This is a genomic window from Desulfotruncus arcticus DSM 17038 (assembly GCF_900113335.1).
In the GTDB taxonomy this organism is placed as follows: domain Bacteria; phylum Bacillota; class Desulfotomaculia; order Desulfotomaculales; family Desulfallaceae; genus Desulfotruncus; species Desulfotruncus arcticus.
The window spans coordinates 36,077-52,959 of record NZ_FOOX01000021.1 but is presented as its reverse complement, the minus strand read 5'-3'; the positions used below and the strand labels follow the sequence as shown (position 1 = coordinate 52,959).

The 16,883-nt window shown below is 45.5% G+C and carries 16 protein-coding genes; 5 read left to right on the top strand and 11 right to left on the bottom strand.

From position 1 onward, the window contains the following. Nucleotide 1: 1 nt before the first annotated feature. The 4 genes from BM056_RS21810 to spoVT all read right to left on the bottom strand — a co-directional run bounded on the left by BM056_RS21810 (nucleotide 2) and on the right by spoVT (nucleotide 2,253). Nucleotides 2–370, bottom strand: a complete 369-nt coding sequence (locus BM056_RS21810) for an ArsR/SmtB family transcription factor (RefSeq protein ID WP_092474469.1) — start codon at nucleotides 368–370, stop codon at nucleotides 2–4. A gap of 143 nt (nucleotides 371–513) precedes the next feature. Continuing rightward, nucleotides 514–783 (bottom strand): alpha/beta-type small acid-soluble spore protein, encoded by a 270-nt coding sequence (locus BM056_RS21805; protein WP_174549994.1) that lies wholly within the window; start codon nucleotides 781–783, stop codon nucleotides 514–516. Nucleotides 784–907: 124 nt separating this feature from the next. Beyond that, nucleotides 908–1,546, bottom strand: coding sequence for a DVU0298 family protein (locus BM056_RS21800; RefSeq protein WP_092474467.1), 639 nt, complete (start codon nucleotides 1,544–1,546; stop codon nucleotides 908–910). A gap of 167 nt (nucleotides 1,547–1,713) precedes the next feature. Next, on the bottom strand, nucleotides 1,714–2,253 hold the full coding sequence (gene spoVT, locus BM056_RS21795; protein WP_092474465.1) for a stage V sporulation protein T: 540 nt from the start codon (nucleotides 2,251–2,253) through the stop codon (nucleotides 1,714–1,716). 169 nt (nucleotides 2,254–2,422) lie between these two features. Here spoVT and BM056_RS21790 point away from each other — a divergent pair, with 169 nt between their 5' ends. Next, nucleotides 2,423–2,629 (top strand): hypothetical protein, encoded by a 207-nt coding sequence (locus BM056_RS21790; RefSeq protein WP_092474463.1) that lies wholly within the window; start codon nucleotides 2,423–2,425, stop codon nucleotides 2,627–2,629. A 28-nt stretch (nucleotides 2,630–2,657) separates the two neighbouring features. On the opposite strand, the gene BM056_RS21785 is transcribed toward BM056_RS21790, so the two are convergent. Continuing rightward, entirely contained in the window at nucleotides 2,658–4,604 is a 1,947-nt protein-coding gene (locus BM056_RS21785) for an ATP-dependent nuclease (RefSeq protein WP_238456600.1), read from the bottom strand. After that, complete coding sequence (locus tag BM056_RS21780) at nucleotides 4,588–5,826, bottom strand: competence/damage-inducible protein A (protein ID WP_165613660.1); 1,239 nt, start codon at nucleotides 5,824–5,826, stop codon at nucleotides 4,588–4,590. The genes BM056_RS21785 and BM056_RS21780 overlap by 17 nt, the downstream gene beginning before the upstream one ends. 393 nt (nucleotides 5,827–6,219) lie before the next feature. On the opposite strand from BM056_RS21780, the gene gnd reads away from it, so the two are divergent. From gnd to BM056_RS21765, 3 genes are read left to right on the top strand one after another with little or no spacing between them, the layout of a single operon-like run. Further along, a complete protein-coding gene (gene gnd, locus BM056_RS21775) occupies nucleotides 6,220–7,116 on the top strand; it encodes a phosphogluconate dehydrogenase (NAD(+)-dependent, decarboxylating) (RefSeq protein WP_092474459.1) in 897 nt (298 codons plus the stop codon). Then, complete coding sequence (gene zwf / locus BM056_RS21770; protein WP_238456599.1) at nucleotides 7,103–8,662, top strand: glucose-6-phosphate dehydrogenase; 1,560 nt, start codon at nucleotides 7,103–7,105, stop codon at nucleotides 8,660–8,662. The genes gnd and zwf overlap by 14 nt, the downstream gene beginning before the upstream one ends. Next, a complete protein-coding gene (locus BM056_RS21765; protein WP_092474456.1) occupies nucleotides 8,659–9,279 on the top strand; it encodes a cyclase family protein in 621 nt (206 codons plus the stop codon). Before zwf ends, BM056_RS21765 begins: the two co-directional genes overlap by 4 nt. Nucleotides 9,280–9,356: 77 nt before the next feature. Here the strand turns inward: BM056_RS21765 and BM056_RS21760 are convergent, their stop codons facing one another. The 5 genes from BM056_RS21760 to BM056_RS21740 all read right to left on the bottom strand — a co-directional run bounded on the left by BM056_RS21760 (nucleotide 9,357) and on the right by BM056_RS21740 (nucleotide 14,070). Continuing rightward, a complete protein-coding gene (locus tag BM056_RS21760; protein WP_092474454.1) occupies nucleotides 9,357–9,725 on the bottom strand; it encodes a fluoride efflux transporter FluC in 369 nt (122 codons plus the stop codon). Beyond that, nucleotides 9,718–10,119, bottom strand: coding sequence for a fluoride efflux transporter FluC (locus BM056_RS21755; RefSeq protein WP_165613659.1), 402 nt, complete (start codon nucleotides 10,117–10,119; stop codon nucleotides 9,718–9,720). Before BM056_RS21755 ends, BM056_RS21760 begins: the two co-directional genes overlap by 8 nt. 36 nt (nucleotides 10,120–10,155) lie before the next feature. Continuing rightward, nucleotides 10,156–10,584 carry a universal stress protein gene (locus BM056_RS21750; protein WP_165613658.1) on the bottom strand — a complete coding sequence of 143 codons (429 nt, stop codon included), beginning with the start codon at nucleotides 10,582–10,584 and terminating at the stop codon, nucleotides 10,156–10,158. 197 nt (nucleotides 10,585–10,781) lie between these two features. Next, a complete protein-coding gene (locus tag BM056_RS21745) occupies nucleotides 10,782–13,562 on the bottom strand; it encodes a 1,4-alpha-glucan branching protein domain-containing protein (RefSeq protein ID WP_092474448.1) in 2,781 nt (926 codons plus the stop codon). Nucleotides 13,563–13,584: 22 nt separating this feature from the next. Next, nucleotides 13,585–14,070: a DUF4912 domain-containing protein gene (locus tag BM056_RS21740; RefSeq protein WP_092474446.1), complete on the bottom strand. Its 486-nt coding sequence runs from the start codon at nucleotides 14,068–14,070 to the stop codon at nucleotides 13,585–13,587. A gap of 233 nt (nucleotides 14,071–14,303) precedes the next feature. On the opposite strand from BM056_RS21740, the gene glgP reads away from it, so the two are divergent. Then, nucleotides 14,304–16,853 (top strand): alpha-glucan family phosphorylase, encoded by a 2,550-nt coding sequence (gene glgP / locus BM056_RS21735; protein WP_092474444.1) that lies wholly within the window; start codon nucleotides 14,304–14,306, stop codon nucleotides 16,851–16,853. Nucleotides 16,854–16,883: the final 30 nt, after the last annotated feature.

The window sequence follows — 16,883 nt, the reverse complement described above, 5'->3', positions numbered from 1 at the left end:
GTTACCGCTTCTTACCGTGTTCCCCTTTAAAGTGCTCCAAGGCAGCTTCAATAATTGTCTTAACACATGCATCATCTAAAGAATAAAAAACCATTTTCCCTTGTTTTCTGCTCTTTGCCAGTCCCTGGGCTTTTAACAAACGCAGGTGGTGTGATGCTGCCGCCACTGTTGCATTGATAATTTGCGCCACATCACATACACATAATTCCTCACGGGAGAGCGCGTAGATTATTTTGATTCTGGTCTCATCCCCCAGGGCTTTAAACATTTGACCGAGTCCTTCCGTAACTGTCACTTCCCGCTTGATACGGTTAACTTTTTCCTCGTCAAAACAAAAAATTTCGCAAACGTGTTTATCAAACGCAGTCATTTAAACACCTCAACATTAAAACATTTATTTGAATGTTATAATATAAATCAACATTTGTAAAGTATTTTATGCCGCAGCTGATCTTTTTGCTTCTTGTACAGAAAATATATAAAAAAGGGCGGTTACCCGCCCCGGCTGAAAAACTAAGTTAAAGAAGCTTCATAAGCCCTTATCATTTCCCTTACCATGTGACCGCCAATTTTACCTCCAATGTGCCCGCCGATAACTCCTGCATCTTTTGACTTTAAATTTCCGTTATAGCCTTGCGATAGGGGAATACCAACTTCTTGGGCCACTTCAAACTTAAAGTCATTCAGCCTTTGTTGATACTGGCCCTCGTTAACAATTCCTGCAAACTCCGGAAGTTCCTGAATCACAGAAAACTTTAAGCCATTTAAAAATTCTTTTGACAAGTGATTCACCTCCAACTATTATAATGTCCTTTTTTTTGAGTTATAAAAGGGTAATAAATAGGTTAAACTAAAATTTTCTCCTGCGATTATATATTTTTTTTATCAGCTGCGAAATTTTTTCAGTTTATCTTTGGATATGCAATCTGGCCAGTTCCGCAACCGAAGTTTCTTTTAAAAACCCGTTTTCATAAACCGGCACCATGTTAAAATCATCCAGCAAACAACTATTATAGTCCAGCGGGGCCTTTTCCCCAATTATGTATAAAAACCTCAGTATATAACCCCGCACCACCGGATTCGGATTGTCAATGTATCCAACTAATTCAGGGACAAACTCCCTAACCAGTTCCGGATCAGCCTGTGCTATTCTTCCTGCCGCCCATAACACGCCGGGAAGAAGCATCTCCTCATCGGTAAAAGATATGATAATGGAAGCAAATTCTTTAAAGTCTACCGGTCTGCGGTAAATTATTTCACCTATACACTCAGGCGCACTCCACCCTATACCGCCGGATTCGTCGTTAATTGACCAGAATAATGAACGGATAATATTCCGGGCCGCTTCATAATCATTATCAGCCAGTTTGTCCACAACGACACCAACGGCTTCTATTGCCCTCCAGCGCAAGATAGCGTCAGTACTGTATAAAAGTCTTAGTAAATTTTTAATCCGGCTTCTTTTCTTAATTATTACATCAGCCAGTTCATTAAGTTTTCGCTCCTGCAAAAAAATAAGAGCCTCTTCTTTAAACAATCGGTTCATGAGTCTCTCCCCTTAATTTTCAATAGCTATAATATTAAAGTTACCTTATTTTTTGAGTCTAAGCCAGCTTATTTTTGTTAATAAAACAAATTACACAAAAAAGATGCTTGAATAAATTATCAAGCACACAGTAAAACACCTGCAAATTAACTGAATTTTCTATTTATTTATCTTGTAGATTCCATTTGTTTCGCCAAAAAAGACGCTGCGGTAGAAGCAAGTTTGTTTTCCAGGTCCCCCATTTTTGCTCCCGCTTCCTTCGAGGTGATTATTACCGCACCAATTGATTCCCCGTTGGCAATAATAGGAGATACCACACTGTTTGAAAATACGAATTGATCTTCAGTAATACTATGCTCTTGATTTATGATTCTATTCTCACGATTGTTGATAATATCCGCAATTGTACCGCCAATGGATTTGTTAAGCAGCTCTTTTTTATAGCGTCCGGTAACAGCAATTACTTCATCTTTGTCGGCAACACAAACAACATGCCCAAGTACTTCATGGAGAGATTCTGTGTATTCCTTGGCAAATTGCCCAAGGTCGTTGATAGGGGCATATTTTTTTAAGATGACTTCTCCTTCCCTGTCAACGTAAATCTCAAGAGGCTCACCGTCGCGAATTCTCATTGTGCGCCTAATTTCTTTAGGAATAACAACACGGCCCAATTCGTCGATCCGTCTGACAATTCCTGTAGGCTTCACAAGACTCATTCCTCCTTTTAATGTTAGTAATTTATTATTTTACCGTTTATTAAAAAGTATTTACTAAATACCATAAAAAAACCTGGCAATATATGCAAATTTTTTAAAGTTTATGTGAAAATGTGATAATTTCTATCATTTGTCACAGAATATAAACGAGGTGATTAATTTGGAAAATAATAAAAGAACTGAATCATTTGGGTTAGATGCAGATTATATGCTGGCAGGTAAAGATCACGTGGAGCAGGATTTAAGGGCAGCTCATAGAATACCCGGCAGAGAAGCCCCTCCCGCGCCATTGGACGACCGGAAGGAAGGAGATATGAGCTTAGGTGAATTGGCTAAAGAAGAACTGGAAAATATTATAGACGACTAAGAGATGCCGCGGTAGCGGCATCTCCTGTTTACCTGGCCGGCCCTCTGTAAAGAAGATTGAATACCTCGGGGCGGGTATGCGCTGACATCGTTATTCGACCGTCAACTCCAAGATAACCTTTTAAAAGAGGAATTTCCAGGGTTACCCGGGTTGGGCTGTCCTGCGGCAAACATTCCACCACCCGGGCCCCGGATGAGATTTCCTCCAATTTACCGCTGTTTTCTAATATATTTATCCGGTCAATTAACTGGCCGTCGCCAAAGAGAAAATCATATATCTCATGTATTTTTCCTGACAGTACCGCCGCCGCCTCATGGGGAATGCCATTATTCATGCGGATAAGAAAGCGCTTGCTGCTTAAGGGCCGAATCAAGTCGCAATAATCCAGATCTATCTGCTCCTGCCGCCCACTGTAAAGACTCCTGATGTCCGCGGCCTCACGCAGCGATTTTTCTGTTTTGGAAAACTCCAGCCTACCGCTGTGCACGTAGATATCCTCGAGCCTGCCGCGCTTTAAAATCAAGATATCAAGTTTATCAGCCTGGGCCTCCATTTTATTGTAAGCTATAAGCATTTCCGAAAAAACGTCTTCCGCCGGGCTGCCCATCCAGTCTTGATGGTTTAAAACCACCGTCATCAGGAAATGGAATGCCCTGTACTCACGGTAGTCCAGATTTTCAACTTTTTTACTAATTTCCGCAAGCAGGTCGGAAAGGGAACCAATTACCGTCAACAACACCCTGTTCTTTTCTACATAATTCATTGCTCTTTTGGTCTTTCGGCGCAACTCGGATACCAATTGTTCAAGCAGATCAAACTCTGCGGGCCTTAAGCTGGGCAGGTCCTGCGGTGGCTCGGTTTCCCGCCCCAATGCGTAGGCCCTGGCATAAGACAGGTTAACCCAACCCCGCCAGTCAAAAGTTTCCCCCTCCATCCGCCCACTGTACCAGCGGATAGATGATGACGGGTAAACTACATCCCGGTCGCAAATAACAAAGGGCTTGACGCCGATCTCTTTAAAGAAGGCTGAATATTTGGCCATGTAGCCAACCCCACCCAGCGGCAGCACACTCGTCCTGGCCAGGGAAACACTGAAACCTCCCGCGTCAATCAATGCCATTAGCACATCCCGGTCATGCTGTCCTTCCACCAAAATAACCTTGTCGGCAAAAAAGACCTCGCGCTTGTAGGTGGTTAGTCCGGGAATTAGTTCTGCGTATTGTTGGGCATCCTCGGCGGAAATTTGAAAAACCTTGCGCGCATGCATATAATTCTTGGGCCGGCGGAAGAAAACCACCCTGGCCAGATCTTCCGCATCTCGTAAATCGACCATTGAAGGAGAGTGGGTAATTAAAATAAAATGTTTGCCCTGCAGTCTGGCAACCTCGCGCAAAACCTGCACAAAAATATGTTGGGCCTGGGGATGCAGTGATTGTTCAGGTTCATCAATAATAACCAGCTTCCGATCCGGATCATAAACCGCGATACCCAAAACGGGCAAATTTAATAACCCGGGAGCCTCGTAAGGCTGCAGCTGACAGCCTTTGTTATCAGTCATGCAAAATTTAACCGCGCCGTCTTCAGAACTCACTGACACCCGCTGGGGAACACCCAGCCTTTCCAAAAAAGAAAATGCCAGTGCCAGTAAACCTGGTTGTTTTACCGCCCTGTTCCAGTATTGGCAAATATGATCATAAATCAGCCATTCCCTTAAAAAATCGTCTTCCTCCCGGCGAACCACCGGATTCAGATTTCTCCTCATATCATCGCGGGAGGGTAAAATGTACAAAGCCCGGTCAGTATTCTCCTGGGCAAATTTTTTTAAGGCAAAGGATTTACCGGTGCCGTTAGGTCCAATAATATAGGTCAATCCCGGTTTGTTCTCAATTTTATATGATGATCCGTCGGGCAACATCAATTCAATTTGATCCACATAACCATCCCCAAAGATTATTTTACTAAAACTTGATTCCATGCTTTAAATAACGCCACATTAGCATCAATGTTACCGTTGTGGCACGCTGCGCCGCATCGTCCCTGTCCCCCCACAATAACATCTCCCTGGACATTTCGACACCGTTGAAATCGGCTGCCATAAAAAACCTGTGGCTGGTTTGCGCCAGTTTTTGTTCAGGATCACTTAAAACGGTAACCGCCACACCAATATCACTGTCAAACTTTTTCCTGACAGCGGCAGCCAGATATTCCGCCTTTTGCTTTAAATCTGCAGGGACGGAGCCCCAACTAAGGTTTTTAAATAATTCAACAGCCTTTAAATTTGTAACCACCAGGCCGGATTTAAAAACTCCGCCGCTGCCTTTGGCAGAAGATAACTGGTAGGCCAACTGCCCGCCTGTAAAGTCCTCAATGATGGATACAGTCATTTTCTTTTTGCTGATCAGGTTGATAACAACCGCCGGAAGAGTTTCATTATTCGTTCCAAAAATGTATGACCCAAGACGTTCCCTAACTCTTGCTTCCATTTCATCAATCATTTTTTGGGCTTGCTCCGGCCCTTTTGCTTTGGCAGTGATTCTTAAATGAACTTCGGCAAATTTGGCCGTGGGAGCCACCGTTGGGTTATTGCTTTTGATCAGATCGCTGAGTTTCTCATCTATTAAAGCCTCACCAATGCCGCAAAATTTAAGCACCCTAGACATAATCAGGCCCGAACGCTCACTCATTTTATCCAACAGATGGGGAATAATTTTTTCCCTGACCATCTTGGCAAACTCCGGTGGCGGGCCGGGAACCAGAATGTATATTTTACCGTCCTTTTCCAGGATGATTCCCGGTGCTGTTCCTACCGGGTTATCAACCGCAATCCCGCCCTGTGGTACAAGCGCTTGCTTGTAATTATTGCTGGAAACGGGCACTCCCCGCTCCTTAAAAAACCTGGTTACAACCGTCAGAGCAAACGGGTCTTCAACGAGCTGCAGCTGCAGCGCTTCAGCCAGCGCTTCACGGCTAATGTCATCCTCGGTGGGACCAAGCCCGCCGCAAATTATTATCAGATCTGCCCGTTTTGAGGCTTGTCTGATAGCAGTCGCACAGCGCTCCAGGTTATCTCCAACCGTAACCTGGTAAAACAGATCCACTCCCATTGCGCTTAGTTCTTGCTGCAGATACTGGGCGTTGGTGTTAAGTATCTGCCCCAGTAACAATTCCGTACCCGTAAAAATAATTTCTGCTATCACTTGGCACCTCACTGCTTATCTAGTAGTCAGAATTCAGTAGTCAGAATTCAGAATAAATTAGACGATATACGGTTCTTCTTAATTATCCTGAAAAAAGTTTTGCAGCTTAGTATGCTACATTAGTAGCCAACCCGCGGGCGGACAGAGTCGTCCGCCCCTACGGAATCCGGCTTTTTTACTTTACTGCTGGTGCCGCGCCAGCGGCATGGACATCTATCCTGAAATTCTTACTTTTTCCCTTTCTTATTCTGACTCCTGACTCCTGTCTCCTGACTACTATTCTTTTTATTATTTTATATTATTTTACCAATGATTTTAATCTTACATAAAAATAATCTCCCGGGCAAAAATAAGTTCAACTTGTAAATATTAACAAAGTTAAGGGGAGTTAACATGCACATAGGCATGATTGGTCTGGGGAAAATGGGCTTAAACCTGGCTTTAAATCTAAAGGACCATGGTCACAGCGTTATTGGTTACAGCAGAACCCGCAAAACAGTGGAGAAAGCGATAAGTCAAGGGATTGAAGGCACCGACAGCCTGGAGCAACTGGTCGGCATGCTTGGCCCCAGGAAAGTGCTGTGGCTGATGGTGCCTGCGGGGAACCCCGTTGATGAGACGATAGATAAACTTGTCCCTTTGCTGCAAAAACGGGATATTATTATCGACGGCGGAAACTCCAATTACAAGGACAGCATCACAAGGTATCATCAGCTCAAGCAACAAGCTATTGATTTTGTTGATGTAGGCACCAGCGGCGGAATGGAGGGGGCCAGAAACGGAGCCTGCGCCATGATTGGCGCAGAAAAGGAAGTTTTTCAATACCTGGAGCCCCTGTTCAAGGACATTTGCGTGGAAAACGGATATCTTCATACCGGAGCCAACGGTACGGGCCATTTTGTGAAGATGATTCACAATGGAATTGAATATGGAATGATGCAGGCCATTGGAGAAGGCTTTGAAATACTGGAAAAAAGCCGATTTAATTTTAATCTTCGGGATGTGGCAAGAGTGTGGAACAATGGTTCAGTAATCCGAAGCTGGTTGATTGAACTAACTGAAATAGCCTTTGCCAGTGACCCCCAATTAGATGATATCAGAGGCGTGATGCGCTCATCCGGTGAAGGTTTATGGACTGTCCAGGAAGCTTTGGAATTAAAAGCCCCCATCCCCATCATTTCACATTCGCTATTTATCAGGTTTCGGTCGGAGCAGGTGGACACCTTCAGCGGCAAGGTGGTGGCCGCACTTCGCAATCAATTTGGGGGCCATGCCATTGAGAAAGCTTAATTTAATTGAATGCGTCGGCAACATCTTTCAACTGGAGCCCCATACAGATAATTTTGCTGACAATTCATGCATACTGGTTATCTTTGGCGGCACCGGAGACCTTGCGCACAGAAAGTTAATGCCTGCGCTTTATAATTTGCTGTGCCAAAATCAATTACCTCCAAACCTGGCTATAGTTGCGCTGGGAAGACGGGATATTGCCAGTGACGAGTACAACTATGGTGTTTATGAATCGATTATCAAGTTTGCCCGTTTTGATCTGGAGGAAACCAACTGGAGCCAACTCAGGGATAAAATATATTACAAAAAACTCAACTTTACGGACAGCAGCGATTTCGTCGAACTTAAAACTTTTCTGGATAAATTGGAACAAAAGCATGGTACCGGAGGGAACAGAATTTATTACCTTGCCGTGGCCCCGGAATTTTTTAATGTTATAACCCAAAGGTTAAATGACAACGGCATGGCTAAAAACCAGGGGTCCTGGCAAAGGGTGGTTATTGAAAAACCCTTCGGCCGGGATCTGCCTTCAGCCCAAAAACTCAACCGGGTTATCACCGGCGTCTTCAGCGAACGGAATACCTATCGCATTGATCATTACCTGGGCAAAGAAATGCTGCAGAACATTATGGTTATAAGATTCGCCAACATGCTCTTCGAACCGATTTGGAACAACCAGTTTATCGACAATGTTCAGATTACTTCCTGCGAAACCGTCGGCGTGGGTTCCAGGGGCAATTACTACGAACAGTCCGGGGCACTGCGGGATATGGTACAAAACCACATGCTGCAGCTGTTAACCCTTACCGCCATTGAACCACCGGCCAGCCTTGACACCGAATCGATCAGGGATGAAAAAGTTAAAGTTTTGCGGTCCCTGGAGCAATTCAGTCCCAATGATGCGTTTAAAAACGTTGTTCGCGGGCAATACGGGCCCGGTTATATCGACAACGAACCTGTATCCGGTTACCGGCAGGAAAAAAATGTATCCCCCACGTCCGGCACCGAAACATTTGTTGCTTTTAAGGCCAATATCCACAGCTTCAGGTGGGCCAACGTACCTTTTTACATCAGAACCGGAAAAAGGGCACCGGTTAAATCAACTGAAATCATCATTCAATTCAAACCCTTACCCCGGGTACTTTATGCCAGGCTGTTCGGGCAATTAAACCCCAACCTGCTGGTAATAAAAATACAGCCGAAGGAAGGAGTGTTCTTTCAGTTCAATGCCAAAAAACCGGGTACTGAAAGCATTATTGTCCCCGTCCAAATGGATTTCTGTCAAAACTGCAGGCTGGACAACAATTCCCCGGAAGCATATGAAAGATTATTATTTGACATACTCAGGGGTGACTCCACCTTGTTTGCCCGGTGGGATGAAGTTGAATATTCCTGGAGGTTTGTCGACAATATTGCCTCGGCCTGGCAGGAACAGCAGCCTGAGTTCCCCAACTACGCCGCCGGTTCAACCGGTCCCGCTGCGGCACAAACCCTGTTGGCAAGAGACGGCAGAGAATGGCTGCATACCGGGGAGGTTATTGAATGAAAGTAATAGACATCTCCATGAGTATACACCATGCTATGCCTGTTTATAAAAACAAACCTGAAAAGAAGCCTGCGTTAAAATTTATACAGGATTTTTCCAATTCAAACAACTGCGAATCGGAAATAACATTAGGCATGCACACCGGTACCCATGTTGACGCCCCCCTGCACATGCTGCCGGGTGGGAGCACTGTAGACCAAATCAATCTGGACAAAGTTGTTACAAAGTGCCGGGTACTGGATTTTACCGGACTGCCGGAAAAAATCACCGCGCAAGACCTGGCGGCAAAGGAAATTGAACCTGATGTTTTTATCTTGCTTAAAACAAGCAACTCTTATCAGCAGGGCTTTGACTTTAATTTTGTCTTCCTGGAACAAAGCGGCGCGGCATATTTTGAGAAAGCGGGAGTTTCAGGCGTGGGCATTGACGCCCTGGGTATTGAAAGAGAACAACCCGGCCACCCGACTCATAAAACATTATTTGAGGCCGGCATTATTATTATTGAGGGCCTGCGACTGGCCGAAGTCGCAGAAGGGGATTATTTGCTGTGCGCGGCACCGCTTAAAGTGGTCGGCGCGGAAAGCGCGCCCGCCAGGGCGTTGTTAATTCGTTTTTAATGTTGGGTGGACGAACCCGCCTTTCATCACCGCCCTTCGCACGCTCAGGACAGGGACTTCCCGGCGGGAGAGAAAATTTAAAAACAGTAGATGGCCAACCAGGCTAAAAGCAGGCCTGTTGAAATGGAAAGAAAAATATTAGCGGCGCCCAGGAACAAATTACCCCTTTCGGCCAGCATAAAACTTTCGTACATCAAGGTGGAATAGGTGGTAAAGGACCCCATGAAACCCACGCTTAAAGCTACACGGGCGCTGCCTTCCATTATCGTAGCTATAAAATGGGGATGGCCCATCAGCAAGCCAAGGGCGAAACTGCCCAGCATATTAACTGTAAAGGTGCCCAGCGGAAAACCCTTTCTCCATATTTTACCAAGCAATCGTCCAATTAAGTAGCGGCCGGTGGCGCCCAAAAAACCGCCGGCGCCGACTGCAACCAAATCAACCATTTCTCTCTCCCTTTGCACTTAAGCCAATCCATCTTTCGCCCCAACCGGTGGTTAAGATATATTGCCCGGCGGCATAACCGAACCAGGTAAAAACAAGTCCCCCCAAAAGGGTCAACCCCAGGTAAAGCAACGCCAAAAGCGCGGACGATTGAAAAAGCACAATGCCTTCCACACTGAGCGTTGAAAAAGTGGTAAATGAGCCGATAAAACCGGTGGCAACGGCCAGTACGAAAAATGACTGGCCGCTTAATTTATGCAGCACCAGAGTCAGGAATAAGGCAATAAAAAAACACCCTGCTACATTTACGGCAAAAGTCCCCCAGGGAAGCAAGCCTTTATCATTTAATAATAAACTTACGGCATAACGGGCCAGAGCGCCAAAAATTCCACCCATACCAACGCTGAGAAAGCGCAATTGCATCACCTTGTTTTATTTTACTACGGTTACCGGGCAGTGTGCCAGGTGAATGACTTTATTGCTAACACTGCCCAGCAGCATTCCTTTTACATTACCCAGCCCCCGGGTACCCATGACAATAAGATCAATATTATGTTCCCCGGCATAGGCAACGATACTTTGGGCAATATCACCCTGCAATGTAACCTTTTCCACTTTTAATCCTTCGCTTTTAAATAATTCCATAGCACTCTGCAGCATATGGTTTGTATTGATTTGCAGCGCATTGTCAAATTCAGTTGCACTGGCGCCAAGGAACTCTGCCTCATCCTTAGTAAAGGAAGCTACTATAATTATAACACACCGGGCTTCCGGTATGCTTTTCTGCAAATCAACTGCAAACTTAGCCGCCCTTAGCGCATTTTGCGAGCCATCAAACGCGAGAAGAATTTTTTTTATCAAACACAATTCTCCTTCCAATTTCAGTTACCACAGGCAAAATATAACGAATTATGCACATATATTAATTATATCATGTATGCACTAATACCAACAGTAAAGTATTTAAGTCAAGCAGTTTTATGACACATTCCAAGAAGCATGGGTTCGTTCTTTCGTATTATATCACTTTTACACCCTGTTACATTAATTGTCAAATACTACCTGCCACTGCCCCTGCAGGCTTCGGCGTATCCCCCCAGCGTTTCAACGGCTATTTGCTGCCAGTTGAATTTAACAAAAACGTTCCTCCTGGCGCGCTTGCTGAAATGCTGCGCCAGTTCCGGGTGCCTGATCAGTTCGGATACGTAATAGCCAAGCATTTCAGCATTTCCCGGTGGTGCGAGGTAACCGTCGATACCATGCTCTATAATATCACGCAGGCCTCCGGTATCAGAAACTATCACCGGTACGCCCGCAGCCATTGCCTCCAGTGCCACAATGCCAAACGGCTCGTAAAGGCTGGGGAAAACAGCCACAGCAGCCTGGCTTAATAACCGGTTTCTGCTCTCGTCATCGACAAAGCCGACAAAACTTACATGCTTGCCGACTCCAAGGCTTGCCGCCAGCTTTTCCAATTCCTCCTGATACGGCCCTTTGCCGGCAATTACCAGCCGCACCACACCTACCGCCTCAATAATCCCGGGCAAGGCTGCAATAAGAACCTGAACACCTTTCTCAGGAACCAATCGCCCCAGAAAAATGATCGTTTTGCCGTCCCCTTCCCGTTGCGGAGTTTGATCTATACCAATCTGAATATTTTCAAGCTCAACACCGTTGGGAATAACTCTAATTTTAGTACCCGGCCGGTCAAATAACCTGGCAATTTCATGTTTCATGTAATTGCTGCAGCAGATAATTAAATCGGAACGCTTGGCGAATTGCGCCTCCAGCCTGTGAATATGCCGCTGCAGTTCATTATGCAAGCCCTGGTTCCTACCATGCTCAGTGGCATGTATCGTGGCCACCACCGGCAAATTATACCGGTCCGAAATACGGCGCGCGGCTTCCCCCACCAGCCAATCATGCGCGTGAATTAGATCAAAGGAGCCAAAGACCTCAACCAGCATGCCGGACATATCCAGCATGGCATCGTTTAATTGTTTTACCCAGTCAATAAACTTTTCAGCAGAAAGCTTGTCAGGGTGCACCCTGTGCACATAAACACCCCGGTCCAGGCTAAAAATGTCCCTGCCCTCTGCAGGACAGGTTAAAACATGAACCTCGTCTCCCATTGAACTCAGCGCGCAGGCCAAATCGTGCACGTGCCGGGCCAGCCCACCCACTGTCATAGGTGGATATTCCCAGGATAACATCATGATGCGATAGTTTTTTTTAATGCCGGACGGCCGGTTGACATATTTATTGCTGCAGTAAACCTTGTAATCGATATTAGGTAAAAAATTAGCTCTGGATTCGATCTCCTGCAGCGTCTCATGGTCATATCCGCCGCTATCCAGCATCTCAGCCAGAATATTGAACCTGCCAAGGTGGTTGCTAAACCTTTTTTTAGCATAATCCACCGCTGTTTCTTCAAAAACGATAAACGGCCAATCACTGCTCTGGGCCAGCAGCAGTTCTCTGGCGCACTGATTAAGACACCGTTTGGCAATACCTGCAGCCCGGGGGTTGTTATCCGCTAATTCCGACATCCTATCCTCTGCTACATGTACGTGCTTGTACATCCAATCAGTGGCGGGATTCAGCCAGTGCTGGTTATATCCCCCGGCACCCCAACTGCACATGGGAATATCAACAGTTTGGTTTTGCGGGTATTCCATTAAATAATCAGTTGGCGTGACCAGGCGCAGGGAGTTTTTATCGCCGGCGATTTCCCGGCAAACAGAGTTGATCCACAGTGGTCCTTCAAACCACCAGTGGCCAAACAGCTCGGCATCATAAGGGGCAACAATCACCGGGCGGCGGTCAACCATAGCTGCTGCCTCCCGCACTTGCTTTCGCCGCCGGGTCACAAAGTCCCGGGCGTGCCCGGCCGCCTTGCGAGCGGCAATTTCCGGATTATACGGCTCTTTTTTCACTTCTTTTCCGGTTATACGATAATACTTTAGCCCTGTATCAACCCTGTAATTACCGCCCGGCAAAAAAGCACCGATATAATCAAGATCCAGATCGTAACCTATATCACGATAAAATTCTCTGTAAACAGGATCTCCGGGGTAACCCTGATTGCGGTCCCAAACCTGCCTGGACGATTCGGGGTCGCGTCCAAACGCCGCCACTCCGGTACGCGTGCATACCGGCGCAAAAACACCATATACCGGAACCGGACTGCTATTGACAATACCGTGCGTGTCTATAAAAAAATATTTTAAACCACAGTCTCTAATAACTTGATCTACACCGGGGGCATAGCCGCATTCGGGAAGCCAAATTCCCCCGGGCATGCGGCCAAAATGTCTGTAGTACTCGTCCAATGCGGCCTCAATCTGCGCCCTCCTGCTGATCTGGTTTTTCATCAATGGCAAATAACCATGTGTGGAACAGGTTGTAATAACCTCAAGGCACCCCTTTTGCTGCAGCAACTTAATGGGATTAATGATATTACCTCTGTATTTTTCATACCGGTGCAGCATACTGTTTAGCTTATCCATATAGAAATCGGCCACAGACTTAAATTCGGTACTGGTGGCAAGACGCTCCTGTTCAAGCCCGGCCAGTTTAATGGTATTTTGCAAATGCTGATAATAACGCTCCTGCAGATTTTCATCTGACAGCATTGACAAAAGCGTGGGTGAAAGTGAAAGGGTGATGCGGAAAACAATTTCATCAGCTACAAGTGTTTCAAAAACTTCAAGCAGTGGCAAATAACACTCCGTCAAAGCCTCGTATATCCATCTTTCTTCCAATATATCATCGCGTTCGGGATGATATATGTAGGGCAAATGCCCGTGCAATACCAAGGCCAGGTAACCGTCAGACATTAAATTACCCCCATTTTTATACTTACTTAATCCCCATATAAAAGGACATGGTATTAACCAATTCTTTCATTGTTTCAGCAGGTGCTTTAGCCGGAGTTCCCATGTCGCCAATACCATCCACCGAACGCCATTCCACCTCCCGCAATCCCTGGTAGGGCCCCGCGGGTGGCACTGCTACTATATTTGACTTCATAATGCTGAGCTGCCGGTCATTTTGCTGACAGCAGATTTCAGCCTGATAACGCCGGCCTGGCTGTAAATTATGAAAATACCAGTCCCCGGTAAACGGGGGCAACGTATGGCGTCGGACCAAACGATTACCGGGATCCACACCGTCTGAATTCAACTCATACAGATTAACTACCAGTTGATTTCCATCTAAGATTTTCCATTGTTCAAAACACATTTCCCAATATAGATAGATACTATGCTGGTTTACCACAAGCAGGGTCATTAAATTATCATCATACCATTCAGGCAATTCAAACCTCTCGATATTAATGCTCATTGATAAATCACCCTTTCCAAACCCAATAATGGTAAAACCTGTCTTTAGTATACCAATAAATTATTAATAATTGTTTAATAATTGTTTAAATATATAGTAAAAATAATGTAAAAAAGTTAAAATTATTTTACTACTGGTATTATAATGTATAGTGAAAGATGTCACAACCAGTAGGTTATATTTAAATTTGTTTTTTAATAAATTAGTTATTAGTTACGTTACGGAGGTGTAAAATGTACCCTTATCGCACCATTTCAATAATTCCGCGTCTGCCGGAATCGATAGGGCGCCTGAGAGAACTGGCCTACAACCTATGGTATAGCTGGAACGACCAGGCTATGGAATTGTTTCGCTTTATTAACCCCCGGTTATGGGAGGAAGTTTATCATAACCCGGTCCAATTTCTACTTCGCGCCAACGAAGATGAACTAAATAACGCTGCGGAGAACAAACAATTTACTAACAATTACCGTAAAGTAATGGACTCATTTGACCATTATATGCAGGAAAAAACCTGGTATGACAACTGCAAAACACCGGAATCAACACAGTTAATAGCATACTTTTCTGCTGAATTTGGCGTACATGAATCACACCCCACGTATTCCGGCGGGTTGGGGCTGCTGGCAGGAGACCATTGCAAAGCTGCCAGCGACCTTGGCCTTCCTTTCGTGGGTGTTGGCTTATTGTACAAGCAAGGATATTTTACCCAGCTTATTGACAGCGACGGGAACCAAAAACCAGATTATCCATTTCAAAATTTTAGTGAAATGCCGATAACGCCTGTGATTGACGAAACGGGCAGGGAACTGATTGTAGACGTGAAATTACCAGGGCGCAGAGTTTATGCCCGCATCTGGAAAATGTTAGTTGGGCGGGTTTGCATTTTATTTCTTGACGCCGACTTAACCGCCAATCGTCTGGAGGACCGGGCGCTGACAGGCCAGCTTTACGGAGGAGACAAGGAAACCCGCATCAGCCAGGAAATTTTATTGGGCAGGGCTGGTGTAAGAGCGCTAAGGGCAATGGGCTTAAAGCCCACAGTATGGCATATAAATGAAGGTCATGCCGCCTTTTTACTGATAGAACGAGTCCGTGAACTGGCTGAAGAGCAAGGGCTGCCTCTGGGACCGGCATTGGAGGCCGTCCGCGCTGATTCAATCTTCACTACACACACCCCTGTTCCTGCCGGGCACGATGTTTTCACTTTTGAAATGGTGGACCGGTATTACAGCCATTTATATGAAAGAATGGGCTTAACCCGGGAGCAGTTACTGGAACTGGCTAAAGACCTTCCGGAAGGCGGGTTCAATATGACCCTGCTGGCTCTGAGATTCTGCGGTCACTGCAATGGAGTAAGCCGTTTGCATGGCGAAGTATCCCGGGCTATGTTTCACCACCTCTACCAGGGAATCCCGGTTGAAGAAGTTCCTATCAGCCATATTACCAACGGAATACACACTCTTACCTGGTTGGCCCCGGAATTAAGAGAGCTATTTAACACTTACTTTGACCATGACTGGGAAAAGAAGATAGCTAATTCAGCCACATGGGCAGAGGTTGACGCCATACCCGACAAAGATTTTTGGCAAGTGCATACAGCTCTAAAAGCAAAAGCACTTGATTTTGCCCGAAAAAAATTAATCGAACAGCGTACTCGTAACCAGGAGACTTTTGACCGGGTAAAAGAAGTAGAAAACTATCTAACCCCCAATACTCTTACCATAGGCTTCGCCCGCCGGTTCGCCACCTATAAGAGGGCTAATCTAATATTTAGCAACAAGGATCAGCTGTTAAAGCTGCTCAATAACCCCAATGGCCCTGTACAGTTAATTTTTGCCGGTAAAGCTCACCCGGCGGATACAGCAGGGCAGGAATTAATCAAGCAGATTAACGACCTTGCCGCCGAAGAGCAATTCAGAGGTAAAATAATCTTTTTAGAAAACTATGACATAAACGTTGCCCGCTGTTTAGTCCAGGGAGTTGACGTTTGGTTGAACACCCCCAGGCGTCCGATGGAAGCCAGCGGTACCAGCGGTATGAAAGCGGCTTTAAACGGGGTGCTTAATTGCAGCATACTGGATGGGTGGTGGCCAGAAGCTTATAATGGGGAAAACGGCTTCTCTATTGGAGCCGATTGGGATTTTAACGATGAAGAGGCACAGGATAAATATGATTACAACTCTTTATTAACGGTGCTTAATCAAGTCATAATTCCAGCCTTCTATGACCGCCAGCCGGACGGAACGCCTGTCAAATGGATTCAAAAAATGAAACAATCAATAAAAACAATTGCCCCCCGCTTTAGCACAGAGCGCATGGTTACAGAATACACAGAGAAATTTTATTTAAGCGCGATGCAAAGAAACAGCATCTTTACGGCTGATAATTACCAGATGTGCCAAGAGATGTATAAATTTAAACAATTTCTAATTAATAACTGGCATAACGTACAAATTATCAATGTTCAAGCCAGTGAGGCAGAAACAATGCCCCTTGGGGATGAACTGTTCATCCAAGCAACAGTTAGGTTAAAACAGATACCCCGGGAATACATCCAGGTGGAAATTGCCTACGGAGAAAAGTGTAAGGATGGTTTATTCAGAATCCATACCTTACCACTAACAGCTGTAGATTCTTGCAGCAGCGGTGATCACATATACGAGGGCAGCGTCGCACTGCCGCAGGGAAATTACGGTTATACCGTACGGGTTCGTCCCAACAGCCCCTACTTTACCCACCATTTTGAACTGCCACTGGTTTGCTGGGCTCCATCTTTTTGAATCTAACACAATGATCTCCCGTGCCAAAAC

Coding starts and splice junctions, on each gene's coding strand:
- BM056_RS21755 (WP_165613659.1), bottom strand. CDS start 10,119: ATGGGTGGAATTTTTGGCGCTCTGGCCCGTTATGCCGTAAGTTTATTA.
- BM056_RS21760 (WP_092474454.1), bottom strand. CDS start 9,725: ATGGTTGATTTGGTTGCAGTCGGCGCCGGCGGTTTTTTGGGCGCCACC.
- glgP (WP_092474444.1), top strand. CDS start 14,304: ATGTACCCTTATCGCACCATTTCAATAATTCCGCGTCTGCCGGAATCG.
- gnd (WP_092474459.1), top strand. CDS start 6,220: ATGCACATAGGCATGATTGGTCTGGGGAAAATGGGCTTAAACCTGGCT.
- BM056_RS21785 (WP_238456600.1), bottom strand. CDS start 4,604: ATGGAATCAAGTTTTAGTAAAATAATCTTTGGGGATGGTTATGTGGAT.
- BM056_RS21745 (WP_092474448.1), bottom strand. CDS start 13,562: ATGTCTGACGGTTACCTGGCCTTGGTATTGCACGGGCATTTGCCCTAC.
- BM056_RS21810 (WP_092474469.1), bottom strand. CDS start 370: ATGACTGCGTTTGATAAACACGTTTGCGAAATTTTTTGTTTTGACGAG.
- BM056_RS21765 (WP_092474456.1), top strand. CDS start 8,659: ATGAAAGTAATAGACATCTCCATGAGTATACACCATGCTATGCCTGTT.
- BM056_RS21740 (WP_092474446.1), bottom strand. CDS start 14,070: ATGAGCATTAATATCGAGAGGTTTGAATTGCCTGAATGGTATGATGAT.
- BM056_RS21800 (WP_092474467.1), bottom strand. CDS start 1,546: ATGAACCGATTGTTTAAAGAAGAGGCTCTTATTTTTTTGCAGGAGCGA.